Raw genomic sequence first — 14653 nt, forward strand, 5'->3', positions numbered from 1 at the left:
CGCGCCTCAACACCCCCACACACGAACAAGGAAAGGGACCCACCATGACCACCCGCGGACAGACCACCAGCGGCCAGACCACCACGGCCCACCCGCAGCACGATCCCGCCGACGACTCGGGAGGCCGCCTGCCGCAGCTGTGGACGCGGACCCTGGGTGACCTCACCCTCACCTACGTCCCCGACGCCGGCGTCCACATGATCGCCACCCGGGTCTACCCCGCCTCCGCCGACGACGACTGGACGGACCACGGTCCCCACATGACGGACGCGGGTCACCTGGCCATGGGATGCGGCGCGCTGCTCGTCGAGCGTGGCGGGAAGCGCCTGCTCCTGGACGCCGGCCACGGCCGGATCTCGGGCGAGGACCCCGAACACTTCCAGCACGGCTTCGACCACGTACAGACCCTTCCCGATCATCTGGAGGGCCTGGGCGTCGACCCGGCCACACTGGAGACGGTCGCCTTCACCCACCTGCACGACGACCACACGGGATGGGCCCGGCCGGACGCCGTCGACGACCCGCGCAGCCTGTTCCCCAACGCGCGCTGGGTCGTCGGGGAAGGTGAACTGCAGGGCCTGAACCCCGCTTCCGGCCCACGGCTCGCCGGACAGAACGAACGGACCACAGCCGTCGCCGACGGAACGGAGATCGCCGAGGGAGTACGCGCCTGGGCGCTGCCCGGACACACCACCGGCCACACGGCCTGGATCCTCGACACCGGTGACGGCCGCCGGATCGTGGCCTTCGGCGACGCCATGCACTCGCCCGTCCAGATCCAGCATCCCGACTGGGAAGTCGTCCTCGACCACGACCGCGCCCAGGCCGAGCACTCACGCCGCCGGCTCGTGGAATTCCTGTCCCAGGACGACGTCCTCGGCTTCGGCGTGCACTTCGCCGACCAACAACTCGGCACCGTCGACGACACCGGCCACTGGCGCCCCTGGAGGGACGAGCCAGTCAATCGCTGAACCTCCCACCCGCAGCGGCCTCGGCAACGAACCACGAACCGGGCGCCGCTGCGCGTGCCGGGCAGTCAATGACCACCGTGCGCCTGGGCCAGCCCTTCAGCTCCAGCGTCAATCGCTCACACCGTGCCCTCCACCAAGCAGCACCGCGGCTCCCGAAATGGCGCCGAAAAACGAAGTAGGGGCCATCCGAAGATGGCCCCTACCTGCGACGTTTCCGTCGGGACGACAGGATTTGAACCTGCGACCCCTTGACCCCCAGTCAAGTGCGCTACCAAGCTGCGCCACGTCCCGGTGCCCGTGTGACCTGGGGTTTCCCCCGGCCGAACGCGCATCGAAACAATACCGCACTCGGGGCCGTGATCGCTCACGCCTTTAGCGACCTGTTGACCTCAAGCGGACTTGAGGTTGCACGCTCTGTGTCATGACGACGACAACGGAACGCGAGCACCGGTACGGATACGCGGACCTGCCCCGCCTCATGGCGCGGATGACGGGGGACGAGAAGCACGGGCCCGCCGCGACGTCCACCCTCGACGCGCTCTGGGTCCTGTACGACCGAGTGCTCAGGGTCACACCCGAGCAGATGAGCGATCCGGGGCGCGACCGGTTCCTGCTCTCCAAGGGGCACGGGCCCATGGCGTACTACGCCGTCCTCGCTGCCAAGGGCTTCCTTCCGGTCGACTGGCTGGAGGGGTTCGGGGCGTACGACTCGCCGCTGGGGCACCACCCGGACCGGGTGCTCGTGCCGGGCGTCGAGATCGGCAGCGGGTCGCTCGGGCACGGGCTGCCGCTCGCGGTCGGGACCGCGCTGGGGCTCAGGGCGCGGGGCATCGCGGACGCCCGGGTGTGGGTGCTCGTCGGGGACGCGGAGCTGGACGAGGGCAGCAATCACGAGGCCATCGCCTTCGCCGGGCCCTCCGGGCTCGAGCGGCTGCACACGGTCGTGATCGACAACGCCTCAGCCCGGCACGCCAGGCCCGGCGGCATCGCCGCCCGCTTCGAGGCCGCCGGGTGGTCCACCGAGACCGTCGAGGGTCGCGATCACGACGCGCTGTACGCCGCCTTCACCGCGCCGCATCCGGGGCAGCCACGGGCGGTCGTGGCCCAGGTCGAGCCGAAGGGTTCGTGAGCAGGGGCAGGGCCCCTGGGGGCCACCTGTCCATCTGCGTCCGCTCCGTCCTTTATTTGCTTTTTCTTCCTTCTCTTCCGTCGGAGGTCTTACCGTCATGGACACCATGCGCGATCGCTTCGCCCCCGTCGTCTCGCGGCTGCTCGACGAGGATCCGCGCGTCGCCGTCGTCCTCGCCGCGATAGGCGTGGACGCCTTCGCGGAGGCGCGGCGCAAGCATCCGGACCGGGTGATCGACGTCGGGATCCGGGAGCAGTTGCTCGTCGGGACCGGTGCCGGTCTCGCCCTGGCCGGGCTGCGGCCCGTCCTGCACACCTTCGCGAGCTTTCTCGTGGAGCGGCCGTTCGAGCAGGTGAAGCTGGACTTCGGGCATCAGGGGGTGGGGGGCGTTCTGGTGAGCGCCGCGGCCTCCTTCGACTGGCCCGCCGGTGGCTACACACACATGTCGCCGGGCGATGTGGCGCTGCTCGACACGCTGGACGGCTGGACCGTTCATGTGCCGGGGCACCCGGACGAGGCCGAGACGCTGCTGCGGCACGCGGTCGCCGCCGGTGACGACAAGGTCTACGTCCGGCTCTCGGCGCAGTCGAACGCTCAAGCGCTGCCGGTGGACGGGGCCCGTTTCCATACGGTGCGCGAGGGCCGTGGAGGGGCCGTGATCGCCGTCGGGCCCATGCTGGACAACGTGCTCGCCGCTAGTGAGGGGCTCGATCTCACCGTGCTGTACGCGACCACCGTGCGGCCCTTCGACGCCGAGGCGCTGCGCCGCGCGACGGGGGCAGCGGATGTGGCCGACGTCGTCGTGGTCGAGCCCTATCTCGCCGGGACCTCCACGGCCGGCGCGAACGACGCGCTCGCCGACGTCCCGCACCGGGTGCTCGGGCTCGGCGTCGGCCGAGCCGAGCTGCGCCGCTATGGGCAGATCGACGACCACATGGCCGCGCACGGGCTCGACGTCCGCTCGCTGCGGGAGCGGATCACCGGTTTCCTGGGGGCGTCGAGGCGCGCTCTCGTCTAGTCGGCCCTCGCTCCGTCGGTCCTCGCTCCCCTCGGCGCCCCCGGCCGGCGCGTGGCTGTCCCTTGGTCATCGCTGCGCGCCGCGGCCCGCCGGCACTGTCCGTCCGGGGCGGTCGGCCGCCGCTCCCCCGCTCTGGACCGGCGCTCTCCCGTCCACCCGCACCAACCCACGTATCGCGGGCACGGAGAGCATCGCCAGGCAGACGAGGACCGTCGTCACGGCACCCGTGATCAGCACCTGCTCCGCACCGAAGGCGCTCGCGGCGGGACCCGCAAGGGCCTGGCCCACCGGCAGCAGGGCGATCGATCCCGCGACGTCGTACGCGTGGATGCGGTTGAGGACGTCGGGCGGTACCTGGGTCTGGACGCTCGTCGCCCACATGACTCCCCAGAAGGAGAGCCCCGCGCCCGCGACCGCGGCGCCCACGGCCATCAACGGGACGCCGAGCTGGGCGCCGACGGCAGCCGGGAAGGCGCAGTACCCGATCAGGGCCACCGAACCGGCGCGGAGCATGCGGCGGGGGCGCAGCCGCAGGGCGGCCAGGCCACCGAGCACGGTGCCTGCGCCCAGGGCCGAGTTGATCAGGCCGTACGCCCCCGAGCCGTGCTCCTGCACGACGAGCGTGGCGACCAGAGGTGTCAGCGGGCCGGTGGTCGCGATCATCAGGACGCAGAAGATGGCGATGACGCCCCAGAGCCAGGTGCGGGACCTGAACTCCCGCCAGCCCTGCACCAGATCGGCCCGGAAGCCGTTGCTGTGCGGCATCGAACCGGGCAGCGCGGGCGGCAGCCTGAGCAGGACCAGGCAGAGGGCGCTCACTCCGTACGTCCCCGCGTGCGCGGCGAAGACGGCGCCGGGCGAGGCGAACGCCACGAGGACGCCCGCGACGGCCGGTCCCGCCAGGGCCGCTGCCGACTCGGCCACGCGTATCGCGCCGTTGGCCTTCTGGACGTCGGAGGCCAGTCGCGGGACCGTGCTGGCGACGCCGGGCTGGAAGAGGGCGCCCGCCGCGCCGTTGAGCGCACCGATCACGCATATCTGCCAGAGCACGACGTGGCCGGTGAAGAAGAGGACCGCCGCGACCGACTGCGTGCCGAGCCGGACCACGTCCGCGCCGATCATCAGCAGGCGGGTGCTGAACCGGTCGGCGAAGACCCCGCCGAAGATCACCAGTCCCGCGAAGCAGACCGTCGTGGCGGCCATGGCGAGGCCGACGGCGCCCGCGCCGTGCCCGTGCTGGAGCAGGCCCGCCGCCAGCGCGACGGGCAGCATCGTGTCGCCGAGCTTGGCGACGGTCCGGGCACCGAAGAAGAACCCGAAGTCCCGCGACCAGATGTTCTTGCGGGCGTCCGCGGTTTCCAGGGGCGCCGGCAATCCCTTGCGGAGGACGGTCGAGCCGGTCGAGCCAGTCGGGCCGGTCGGGCCGGTCGGGCTGGTACGGCCGGTGGAGCCGGTACAGGCTGTGCCGCTTGGGCGGTCTGTGCGGTCGGGCGGGGTGCGCTTGCCCTGCCTCCCTTTCGGGATCCCCGTACGCCTGCCCCCGCCGACCCCGCCTTCTCCGGCCCCGCCCTCGCCGACCTCGCCGGCTCTCCCGTCAGTCGCGCCCTCGTCGTTCCCGTCCCGTGACGGCACCCCAGTCCCCTCCCCTGGCGGCAGCGTCCGGCCCGTCGTCCCACGAGCCGTCGCCCTCCACCCTCGGCTGGATCATGCCACGGGGCACTGACATCAGCCGATCGCTTTTCGCCCGCCTCAGCTCGTCGACGGAAGCCCCAACTCCGGGTAGGCGTCAAGGAGTCGGGTAGGGGCGGCCTGGCGCCAGGAGTCGGCGAGGATGTCGGCCAGTTCGTCCTTGTCGAGCGCCGAGAGCCGTGCGCGCACCCAGGCGAACATCGCCTCGTGGTCGGCGATCCAGAACTTGTCCGGCTCCGCGAGGGCCAACTCGTCGCGCTCTTCCTTCGGGCACCGCACGGCGATGGACGTCTCGTCCTCGGGGAGCGTGGCGAACATCTTTCCGGCCACCCGGAAGGTGGGCATGCTCCAGGCGATCTTCTCCGTCGTATCCGGCAGGGCCAGTGCGGCCCGTCGGACATCGTCACCCGTCACCTGGGCATTGGCATGAGCTCGAGACATGCCTGAACGGTAGCCAACCCCACTGACAGCGGCCCCCGAACGCCCGTCACACGCGGACGCCCATCACGCACGGACGCGCCTCGCAAGGCCGCCCGTCACGCACGGACGCGCCTCGCAAGGCCGCCCGTCACAGCACCGGCGCTCACAGCACCCGCTTGTCCAGCCAGGTCCGCAGGTCCTCCTCCACCTCATCCCTGTTGGTCTCGTTGAGGATCTCGTGGCGCGCCCCCTCGTAGCCCTTCCAGGTGAGGTCGTCCAGGCCCACGTACCGGTAGTCCTCCACGAGTTCATGGACCAGCGTCATGCCCTGGTTGCAGGGGTCCTCCGTGCCGACGGCGATGTGGACGGGCAGGTCCGCGGGGACCCGGGACAGGTTGCGCGGGTCGTTCATCTTGCGCACGGCTCGCACCCAGTCCAGACAGAGCCCGGCCGAGAAGGGGAAGCCGCAGCGCTCGTCGGCGACGTACGCGTCGACCTCGGCCTCGTCGCGTGAGAGCCATTCGAAACCGGTGCGGTGCGGATACGCGTCATTGAAGGCCGCGAAGAGTTCGGGGAGGTACGACGAGAGGGCCTCCCGGCCGTCCTCGGCGATCTCGCGCTCCAGGCGGGCGATCGACTCGTCGATCCCGACCCCGGGCAGGGAGCGGAAGGTGCCGGAGAGGATCAGGCCCGCGAGGCCGTCCGGGTACTCCTGCGCGTAGTCCCTGGCCAGGTGCGAGCCCATGCTGTGGCCCAGCAGGAAGAGCGGCGTTCCGGGGTGCAGGGTGCGTACCTGGTCGCCGATCGCCTTGAGGTCGTCGACGATGGCGCGCCAGCTGTCGAAGGAGAGGGACGCACCAGACCCACCAGATGCGCCAGGCGCGTCGGCCGCCTCATCCGCCGACGAGCCCGTAACCCCGTACCCACCAGTCGCCTGCGCCGTCGCGCCATGGCCCCGGTGGTCGGACGCGATCACTCCATAGCCGTGTGCCATCAGATGCTGCGCGAACCGGTCGTAGCGCAGGGCGTGTTCACCCGCACCGTGCGCGATCTGCACGAAGGCGCGCGGCCTGCCGCCGTCGGGCAGCCAGGTGTACGTGGCGACGGGGACGCCGTCCGCCGCGTTCACGAGTCCGGCGGTGTACGCGGCGGGGGCGGGCGTCGAGGCGTGGTCAGACATGGCGAAAGGCTCCCCTGTACGACATCTGTGGCCCTGAGACCCTCCCCCGTACACGCGCCCTCATACCCGTGCCTCTCCGTGACCCCCTTCTCACGCCAGGCCCTTCCAACCCATTGACCCCCCGTCAGAGCGGAACCTACGCTGAACAACGCGCAATGGAAAGCGCTTTCTAAACGCAACGCTCTCCAAAGGCCCCGCGCCCGCGCAACTCGCACTCACCGCACACCCGGCTACCGGCAGCCGTCCACCCGCCCAGCCCAGGGAGCGCCATGAGTTCCACGAGTCCCGCCCTGCCCGGACGCGGCCCCACCGCGTCGAGACCGGGCCGCCCCGCACCGAGACCGGGCCGCACCACGCCGAGCCCCTGGCTCGCGCTCATCGCCCTGCTGGCCCTCGTCATCGGCCTCGGCCTCACCGCCCCGCCCCGCGCGGCGGCGGAGGCGGAGAAGGCGGCGGCCCCCTTCCGTGTCCTGGTCTTCTCCAAAGTCACGAACTTCCCCCATGACTCGATCCCCGCGGGCGTCGAGGCCATCGAGAAGCTAGGCAGCGAGAACGACTTCGAGGTGGAGGCCACCGACGACGCGGCGGCCTTCACCGACGCCAACCTCGCCCGCTTCCAGGCCATCGTCTTCAACAACACCAACTCCACCCCGGAGAAGGGCGATCTGCTCGACGCCGACCAGCGTGCGGCCTTCCAGGAGTACGTCCGCGGGGGCGGCGGCTGGGTCGGCCTGCACGCCGCGTCGGCCAGCGAGCGCGACTGGAACTGGTACGAGGGTCTGGTCGGCGCGATCTTCGACAAGCACCCCGAGGTGCAGACCGGGCGAGTCAAGGTGCTCGACCACGCGCACCCCTCCACCAAGGGCCTTCCGGAGCTCTGGGAGCGCACGGAGGAGTGGTACAACTGGCGCACCAATCCGACGGGGAAGGTGCACACGCTCGCCCAGGTGAAGGTGCGCGACGGTGTCAGCGGGCTCGACGAGGGCGTCGACCAGCCGTGGTCCTGGTGCCAGAACTACGACGGCGGCCGCTCCTGGTACACGGCGGGCGGGCACGCCAAGTCGGCCTTCCAGGAGGAGGGCTTCCTGAAGCACCTGCTCGGCGGCATCGAGTGGGCCGCGGGCAACAAGGCCGGCGACTGCACCGCCACCAAGACCGGTGCCTTCCAGCGCACGCCGCTCGCCACGAACGATCTGGCCGACCCCTTCGAGCTGGCCGTCGCCCCCGACCGCCGGGTGTTCTTCATCCAGCGCACCGGGAAGCTGAAGATCATCGACCAGGAGACGCTGAAGGTCTCCACGGCACTCGACTTCGACTACACCCCCGAGATGACGAGCCAGTCGGACGGGCTGCTCGGACTCGCGCTCGATCCGAAGTTCAAGGACAACCACTGGGTCTATCTCCTGAACTCCGACAAGACCGAGAAGCGCATCAACCTCTCGCGCTTCACCGAAGCGGGCGGAAAGATCGATCCGGCGACGGAGAAGCGGCTCCTGACCATTCCCACGTGGCGTGGCGAAGGCCGGGCGAACTCGCACATGGCGGGCTCCATCACCTTCGACAAGAAGGGCGACCTGTACATCGCGACGGGTGACAACACCGATCCGTTCGCGTCGGACGGATTCGCCCCGATCGACGAGCGCGAGGGCCGCCGCGCCTGGGACGCGCAGGGCACCTCCGGCAATACGAACGACCTGCGCGGCAAGGTCCTGCGCGTCACCCCGAAGGACGACGGGACCTATTCCGTGCCGGAGGGCAATCTCTTCGCGCCGGGAACGGACAAGACCCGCTCCGAGATCTACGCGATGGGCATGCGCAACCCCTTCCGCATCACCACGGACCCGCTGAGCGGCGCCCTCCTGATGGCGGACTACGGGCCCGACGCGAAGAACGCCGTCGCCGACCGGGGCCCCGAGGGGACCGTCGAGTACAACCGCATCACCAAGGCGGGCAATTACGGCTGGCCCTACTGCATCGGCGACAACACCCCGTTCAACGACTACGACTTCGCGACGAAGAAGTCGGGCGCGAAATTCGACTGCGCGAAGATCGTGAACGATTCGCCGAACAACACGGGCCTGCGCGATCTGCCGCCCGCACAGCCCGCGAACGTCTGGTACGCCTACTCCGCATCCGAGCAGTTCCCCGAACTCGGCACGGGCGGCGGCGGCCCGATGAGCGGTCCGGTCTACGACTACGACGCCGCCAACACGTACAAGACGAAGTTCCCCGAGTACTTCGAGGGGAAGTGGTTCAACTACGAGCTGACGCGGCAGTGGTTCAAGGTCTTCTCGATGCAGGAGAAGGACCAGACGTTCACCGACCCGCGTTTCAAGCCCGCGAAGGCGGGCGACCTGAACTCGATCAACTCCATTTTCCCCGACATGAAATGGAACCAGCCTTTCGACGCCGACTTCGGTCCTGACGGGGCGATGTACGTCATCGACTTCGGGCTCGGCAGCGGCACGGGCCGCGGCGGCGGCAACGAAGGCGCGGGCATCTACCGCATCGACTACGTGAAGGACGGACGGCTGCCGGACGCCCGCGTCACGGCCACGCCGGACAACGGCACGGCTCCCCTCAAGGTGAAGTTCTCCAGCGCGGGTTCGGGGCTGCCCGGCGGCAAGCCCGTCACGTACGCGTGGGACTTCGACGGGAACGGCACCACCGACTCGACCGAGGCGAACCCGACGCACACCTACACCACGAAGGGGCAGTTCAGCGCGCGGCTGAAGGTCACGGGCCCGGACGAGCTGAGCGGTCTGGCCGTGCAGGAGGTCACCGTCGGGAACACCCGTCCGGTGGTCACCATCCAACAGCCGCCCAACGGCGGGACCTTCAGCTTCGGCGACACGATTCCCTTCAAGATCAAGGTGGCGGACAAGGAGGACGGGCCGATCGACTGCAAGCGGGTCGTCGTCCAGTCCCAGCTCGGACACGACACCCATCTGCACCCGCTGGACAACTACACCGGCTGTGCGGGCGAGATCGCGACGGACGCCGGTGACAGTCACGGGCCAGGACAGAACCTCTACTACGGGATCACGGCCCAGTACGAGGACAAGGGCGCGTCCGGTGTGCCCGCCCTGACGGGTTCCTCCTCGCTGACGCTGCGGACCTCCTTCCGCGAGGCCGAGCACCGCACCGGCACCGGTGGTGCGCATGGCGGTGCGGACATCGGTGACCGCGCGGACGCTTCCGGCGGCAAGCGGCTCATCGAGATCGAGGACGGCGACTGGGTTGCCTTCGAGCCGGTGCACCTCAAGGGCGTCGACTCCGTGACGGTGGGCGCGGCATCGGGCGGGCTCGGCGGCGACATCGAGTTCCGCGCCGGGTCTCCCACGGGCAAGCTGCTCGGCAAGGTCACCGTGCCGAACACCGGCGGCTGGGGCAACTTCATCTCGCCGACCACCGAACTGGCCGACCACGACGGCACGACGAAGCTGTACGCCGTCTTCACCAACCCCGAATGGACGCCCGAGAAGGAAGATCTCCTGACGGTCGACTGGCTGCACTTCAACGGCCCCGGAGTCGAGAAGAAGGCCGGCGCGAAGGTGACGGTCAAGGCGGCCCCGGGCAGCGGCACCGCGCCCCTCGCCATCAAGCTCACCAGCACGGTGAAGCTCCCCGAAGGCCGCACCGCCGCCGCCTACCACTGGAACTACGGCGACAACACCAAGCCTTCGGGAACGGAGACCGGCAGCGCCGAGCACACGTACGCGCGCGCGGGGACGTACACGGCGCATCTGACCGTCACCGACGACAAGGGCGACACGACGACCGGCGCGGTCCGGATCACGGCGAAGTGAGGGGACAGCCATGAAGAGAACCGGTCCGAACGGAACCAGACGCGCCTTCCTCGGTACGTCGATGGGGCTGGCGGCAGCGGTCGGAACCGCGCTGCCCGCGCGCGCGGGTGACGCGTCACGGTGCCGGCGCATCCCGCGCGGCGGCATCGGCATGCACCTCTACACGATGCGCGACGTCCTCGCCCGGGACTTCGCGGGCACGCTGGAGCAGCTCGCCGACATCGGTTACGCGACAGTGGGCGTGAGCGGCCGGCACGGGAACAGCGCGGTCGGCATCCGGCGGATGCTCGACGCGGTGGACCTGAAGGCGGTCCTCGAGCACGTCTCGTACGACATCCTCAAGGGCAGCGGTCTTCCGCAGGCCCTGGAGGATCTGCACACCCTCGGCGCGAAGTGGCCGGTGGTGCCGAGTCTGCCCGGCGCGCTGCACACGCCGGACGGATTCCGGGAGGCGGCACGGCAGTTCAACCGTATCGGGCAGGCATCGCGCGACGCGGGCCTCGGTCCGGTGCTCTTCCACAACCACGGCACGGACCATGTGGCGGTGGACGGCACGAGCCTGTACGACATCCTCGTCACCGAGACCGACCCGCATCTGGTCGGCTTCGAACTGGATGTGTACTGGGCGACGAAGGGCGGCGCGGATCCGGCGGCGTACTTCGTGCGGCATCGGCGGCGGTTCCCCGCGCTCCATGTGAAGGACATGGCACCGGACGGCGGCTTCGCCGACGTCGGCTCGGGGACGCTGGACTTCGCCGCGATGTTCGCCCACGCGCGCGTGGGCGGCGTCAAGCAGTGGCTGGTGGAGCACGACACCCCCACCGACCCGTTCGCCACGGCCCGCAACAGCTACGCGTATCTGGCCGCGTTGCGGTACTGAGAGACGCCGGTGCGGCTGGGCCCCTGAGGGGGCTCAGCCGCACGGGCGGTTCATGCGGGGCAGTTCATGCGGGGTGGTTCATGCGGGGCAAGCCGTTGCAGCCGGCTCGGCGAGTGTGTCTCACTCGTGCGCGGACACCGCTCCCAGAAGCTCGCGGATACGCCCGGTCGACTCGCGGAACTCGGCCGTCGCCAAGGTCGTCGCGTACGAACGTTCGGCGGGGAGACCTACGTCGATGATCTCTTCCACCGTGCCGGGGCGCGGGCTCATCACGACGACGCGGTCCGCCAGATAGACGGCCTCCGGGATCGAGTGGGTCACCAGGAGCACCGTCGTTCCGGTCTCGCGCCAGATCCGGTTCAGCTCGACGTTCATCTGCTCGCGAGTGAGCGCGTCGAGGGCCCCGAAGGGCTCGTCCATGAGCAGCACCGGCGGCTCGTGCAGCAGCGCCCGGCAGAGCGCGACGCGCTGCTGCATGCCGCCGGACAGCTCGTGCGGATAGGCGTCCTCGAAGCCCCCGAGTCCCGTCATGCGGATCAACTCGTCGGCACGCGCGCGTGCCTCGGCGCCGGGGATCCCTCGCATCTCAGCCTGAAGGAGGATGTTGCGGCGTGCCGTGCGCCAGTCGAGGAGCGCGGCCCGCTGGAAGACGTATCCGATGTCGCGGCGCGGGCCGCGCACCCGCTCGCCGCCGAGCAGCACATCGCCCGACGAGGGCGCGAGCAGCCCGGCGACCAGTTTCAGGAGGGTGGACTTGCCGCAGCCCGAGGGCCCGACGATCGCCACGAACTCGCCCGCGCCGACGTTCAGCGAGACGTCCCGCAGGGCGGTGACGTCCTTCTTCTTCGTACGGAAGCGGACGGCTACGTCATCGAGACGCACGGCCGACGGGCGCGCATCATCTGCCGTGCCTCGCGTCGCGTCTCGTGTCGCGTCTGGTGTCGCGTCTCGCGTCGGTGGGCGTGGCTCGTCGCTGGTCTTGAGAGTCGTGTCCTTCGCCATGGCCCTGCCGCCCCTCAGCCCTTGATCCCCTTGGCCGCGTCCCAGTACTCCGCGACGGGCTTGGCCTTCTGGACCAGGCCCGCCTTCGAGAAGACGTCGATGGTCTGCTGCCAGTCCGCCTCGGTGTTGGCTCCCGGCGCCTTCCCCTTCGTCGCGTCGGTGTGCAGCAGGGTCAGCGTCGTCTTGAACTGCTCGGACAGCACGTCCTTGGGCGGCAGTTGCTCGGACGCGCCCTCCATCGAGGCGACCGCGGGCCGCGGGCTCTTCTCGGCGGCGGCCCATGACTCGCTCACGGCGGCGGTCATGCGCTGGGCCAGATCGCCCCTGCCCTGCAGGGTCTTGGGCCCGGCGATGAGGCCGTTGGAGTAGAAGTTGAGGCCGTTCTCGGAGAAGCGCAGATACGAGACGTCCTTCTTGGCCTTGTTCTGCATGGTGGGGCCCTGGTCGCTCGCGTACCCGAGCAGCGCGTCCGTCTTGCCGGAGATCACCGCGGCGATCTTGCCCGCCGGGTCGGTGTTCTGGACCTTGACGTCCGAGAGCTCCATGCCGTTCTTCTCCAGGAAGATCGGGAAGGTCTTGGTGAGTGCGTCGCCGGCCGTGCCCGCGATCATCTTGCCCTTGAGGTCGGTGGGCGACTTGATGCCCTGGGCGTCGAAGAACTGCACCGAGGCGGGCGTCGTCTGCAGGAAGACACCCAGGCTCTTCACCTTCACGCCCTGATCGACTCCCGCGAGCACCGCCGGTGTGTCCGCCCAGCCGAAGTCGGTCTGCCCCGCGCCGGTGGCCTGCACGGTCTTCTGCGAGCCCTGGCCCGCCCTGATGTCGAGGTCGATGCCGTGCTTCTCGAAGATCTTCTGCTGCTTGCCGTAGTAGAAGGGCGCGTGTTCGCCGTACGGATACCAGTTGAGGGTCAGCGTCACCTTGTCGAGCTTCTTGCCGGAGTCGCTGGTGCTCGTCCTGTCGTCATCGCCGCCGCAGGCTGTCGCGGTCACCGCGACGAGGGCCAGGGGGACGAGGCCGGTGAGCAGTCTGCGCGCGTGCATGGGACGGCCCTTCTCGCGTACGGCTGACATGGCTGGGGGGGGGGCGGGTCGTGCGGCTGGGGCGCGTGGGGGTCAGGTGTGTGCGTGGAGGTCAGTACGTCGTGGTGGCGGCCGCGTCCCTGCGGCTCGCGTGCCACGGGAGCAGGAGCTTCTCGGCGATCTCGACGAGCACGAAGAGGACGACGCCGATCAGCGACATGACGAGGAGCCCCGCGAAGAGCATGGGGGTGTCGAGGTTTCCGTTGGCCTGGAGGATCACGTATCCGAGGCCTTCGTTCGCGCCGACGAACTCGCCCACGACGGCGCCGGTCACGGCGAGCGTGACGGCCACCTTCAGGCCGGAGAAGAGGTGCGGCAACGATGCCGGGAAGCGGATCTTGAGGAAGGTCTGCCAGGGCCGTGCGCCCATGGTGGCGGAGAGCTGGAGCATCTCCGGGTCGACCGCCTTGAGCCCGGTCACCATCGAGATGACGACGGGGAAGAAGGCGATCAGCACGGCGATGAGGATCTTCGGCGCCATCCCGAAGCCGAGCCAGACGACGAACAGCGGGGCGATCGCGATCTTCGGAACGACCTGGGCGAAGAGGAGGATGGGGTAGAGCGTCTTCTCGACGGTGGTCGAGTAGACCATGAGGACCGCGGAGAGAATCCCGACGCCCACGGCGATGACGAATCCGAGCAGGGTCTCGTACGTGGTGACCCAGCTGTGCTGCCAGAGGTAGTCCGGCTTGTCGAGGATGACGTCGAGGGTGGCACCGGGCGAGGGCACGAGGTACGCCTCGACCATCTCGGTGGCGGCGACCAGCCACCAGGCGCCGAAGAGGACGAGCAGCAGGACGAGCGGACGCCAGCTCTTCTCGGCGGCCTCGGCGGCGCGTTGTCGCAAGGTGGGGCGGCTGCGATCGACAACACCTGCCGTTTTCACGGGAGTTGCCTGCAGTGCGCTCTGGCTCACGGTGAACTCCCCTGGCATTCAGTGAACTTAGGAGGCAGTTGCGGAGCGTCGATGGTGCGGAAACCGCTTCCAGAAAGCGCTTTCTGATAAGGTTTCCGTCACGCTAATGACTGGCTGACCGCAGGGTCAATAGGTCGGCTCGAAGTTTCGCGGAGCGGGACGAGGGGGGCGCGGTGCGGGCGCTTGGGCGCGAGCAGGGACCGGGTGCGGGGCACGGGCGCGGGGCTGGGCCTGGGGGCCGGGGTGGGCGCGGGGCGGAAACCGGAGCCCGGGGCGGACGCGAGGCAGAAACCTGGGGGAAGCGCCCGGCGAGCGGAACCCGACGCTCGGGGCGAACGCAGGGAGCGGCTCGGGCCGGGGCGAGCGTCCGGGCGGGAAGGCGAACCACCGCCCGCGGTTGGGGGCGGACGCGAAGAGCGGCCCCCAGCACGGGTCGGCCTACGGCCTGAGGGTTCCTGAGGGAGGGGACCATAGGGGGAAGGGGCCTGAGATCGGGCAACTACGCCCCAGGGTCCGGCATCCGGCGGCTTTCACCTCACTCCCGACCACGCCACCGA

At 69.9% G+C, this 14653-nt stretch carries 11 protein-coding genes and 1 tRNA gene; 5 read left to right on the forward strand and 7 right to left on the reverse strand.

Going from position 1 to position 14653, the window contains the following annotated elements:
* Positions 1–44: 44 nt before the first annotated feature.
* On the forward strand, positions 45–971 hold the full coding sequence (locus OG302_RS07895; protein WP_371526092.1) for an MBL fold metallo-hydrolase: 927 nt from the start codon (positions 45–47) through the stop codon (positions 969–971).
* A gap of 217 nt (positions 972–1188) precedes the next feature.
* Here OG302_RS07895 and OG302_RS07900 read toward each other — a convergent pair.
* Positions 1189–1262 (reverse strand) — tRNA-Pro (locus OG302_RS07900).
* Between the two features lie 130 nt (positions 1263–1392).
* On the opposite strand from OG302_RS07900, the gene OG302_RS07905 reads away from it, so the two are divergent.
* Both OG302_RS07905 and OG302_RS07910 read left to right on the forward strand, forming a co-directional pair.
* The gene (locus tag OG302_RS07905) at positions 1393–2100 is read left to right on the forward strand and encodes a transketolase (protein ID WP_371526093.1); all 708 of its coding nucleotides are present in this window, start codon (positions 1393–1395) and stop codon (positions 2098–2100) included.
* A 97-nt stretch (positions 2101–2197) separates the two neighbouring features.
* Entirely contained in the window at positions 2198–3118 is a 921-nt protein-coding gene (locus tag OG302_RS07910) for a transketolase family protein (RefSeq protein ID WP_371526094.1), read from the forward strand.
* A 66-nt stretch (positions 3119–3184) separates the two neighbouring features.
* Here OG302_RS07910 and OG302_RS07915 read toward each other — a convergent pair whose 3' ends face one another.
* The 3 genes from OG302_RS07915 to OG302_RS07925 all read right to left on the reverse strand — a co-directional run bounded on the left by OG302_RS07915 (position 3185) and on the right by OG302_RS07925 (position 6407).
* Positions 3185–4492, reverse strand: coding sequence for an MFS transporter (locus OG302_RS07915; protein WP_371526095.1), 1308 nt, complete (start codon positions 4490–4492; stop codon positions 3185–3187).
* A gap of 375 nt (positions 4493–4867) precedes the next feature.
* The gene (locus OG302_RS07920) at positions 4868–5248 is read right to left on the reverse strand and encodes an MmcQ/YjbR family DNA-binding protein (protein WP_371526096.1); all 381 of its coding nucleotides are present in this window, start codon (positions 5246–5248) and stop codon (positions 4868–4870) included.
* 142 nt (positions 5249–5390) lie between these two features.
* The gene (locus OG302_RS07925) at positions 5391–6407 is read right to left on the reverse strand and encodes an alpha/beta fold hydrolase (protein ID WP_371526097.1); all 1017 of its coding nucleotides are present in this window, start codon (positions 6405–6407) and stop codon (positions 5391–5393) included.
* A gap of 269 nt (positions 6408–6676) precedes the next feature.
* On the opposite strand from OG302_RS07925, the gene OG302_RS07930 reads away from it, so the two are divergent.
* Both OG302_RS07930 and OG302_RS07935 read left to right on the forward strand, forming a co-directional pair.
* Positions 6677–10216, forward strand: a complete 3540-nt coding sequence (locus OG302_RS07930) for a ThuA domain-containing protein (protein WP_371526098.1) — start codon at positions 6677–6679, stop codon at positions 10214–10216.
* Between the two features lie 10 nt (positions 10217–10226).
* Positions 10227–11096: a sugar phosphate isomerase/epimerase family protein gene (locus tag OG302_RS07935; protein ID WP_371526099.1), complete on the forward strand. Its 870-nt coding sequence runs from the start codon at positions 10227–10229 to the stop codon at positions 11094–11096.
* Positions 11097–11216: 120 nt separating this feature from the next.
* Here the strand turns inward: OG302_RS07935 and OG302_RS07940 are convergent, their stop codons facing one another.
* From OG302_RS07940 to OG302_RS07950, 3 genes are all read right to left on the reverse strand, one after another.
* Positions 11217–12098 carry an ABC transporter ATP-binding protein gene (locus OG302_RS07940; protein ID WP_371526100.1) on the reverse strand — a complete coding sequence of 294 codons (882 nt, stop codon included), beginning with the start codon at positions 12096–12098 and terminating at the stop codon, positions 11217–11219.
* A 14-nt stretch (positions 12099–12112) separates the two neighbouring features.
* Positions 12113–13141 (reverse strand): ABC transporter substrate-binding protein, encoded by a 1029-nt coding sequence (locus tag OG302_RS07945; protein WP_371526101.1) that lies wholly within the window; start codon positions 13139–13141, stop codon positions 12113–12115.
* Positions 13142–13232: 91 nt separating this feature from the next.
* Positions 13233–14114, reverse strand: coding sequence for an ABC transporter permease (locus OG302_RS07950; RefSeq protein WP_371526102.1), 882 nt, complete (start codon positions 14112–14114; stop codon positions 13233–13235).
* Positions 14115–14653 lie beyond the last annotated feature (539 nt).

The organism is Streptomyces sp. NBC_01283 (assembly GCF_041435335.1).
Classification (GTDB): domain Bacteria; phylum Actinomycetota; class Actinomycetes; order Streptomycetales; family Streptomycetaceae; genus Streptomyces.

Coding starts and splice junctions, on each gene's coding strand:
- OG302_RS07930 (WP_371526098.1), top strand. CDS start 6,677: ATGAGTTCCACGAGTCCCGCCCTGCCCGGACGCGGCCCCACCGCGTCG.
- OG302_RS07925 (WP_371526097.1), bottom strand. CDS start 6,407: ATGTCTGACCACGCCTCGACGCCCGCCCCCGCCGCGTACACCGCCGGA.
- OG302_RS07935 (WP_371526099.1), top strand. CDS start 10,227: ATGAAGAGAACCGGTCCGAACGGAACCAGACGCGCCTTCCTCGGTACG.
- OG302_RS07905 (WP_371526093.1), top strand. CDS start 1,393: ATGACGACGACAACGGAACGCGAGCACCGGTACGGATACGCGGACCTG.
- OG302_RS07940 (WP_371526100.1), bottom strand. CDS start 12,098: ATGGCGAAGGACACGACTCTCAAGACCAGCGACGAGCCACGCCCACCG.
- OG302_RS07910 (WP_371526094.1), top strand. CDS start 2,198: ATGGACACCATGCGCGATCGCTTCGCCCCCGTCGTCTCGCGGCTGCTC.
- OG302_RS07950 (WP_371526102.1), bottom strand. CDS start 14,114: ATGCCAGGGGAGTTCACCGTGAGCCAGAGCGCACTGCAGGCAACTCCC.
- OG302_RS07895 (WP_371526092.1), top strand. CDS start 45: ATGACCACCCGCGGACAGACCACCAGCGGCCAGACCACCACGGCCCAC.
- OG302_RS07920 (WP_371526096.1), bottom strand. CDS start 5,248: ATGTCTCGAGCTCATGCCAATGCCCAGGTGACGGGTGACGATGTCCGA.
- OG302_RS07945 (WP_371526101.1), bottom strand. CDS start 13,141: ATGCACGCGCGCAGACTGCTCACCGGCCTCGTCCCCCTGGCCCTCGTC.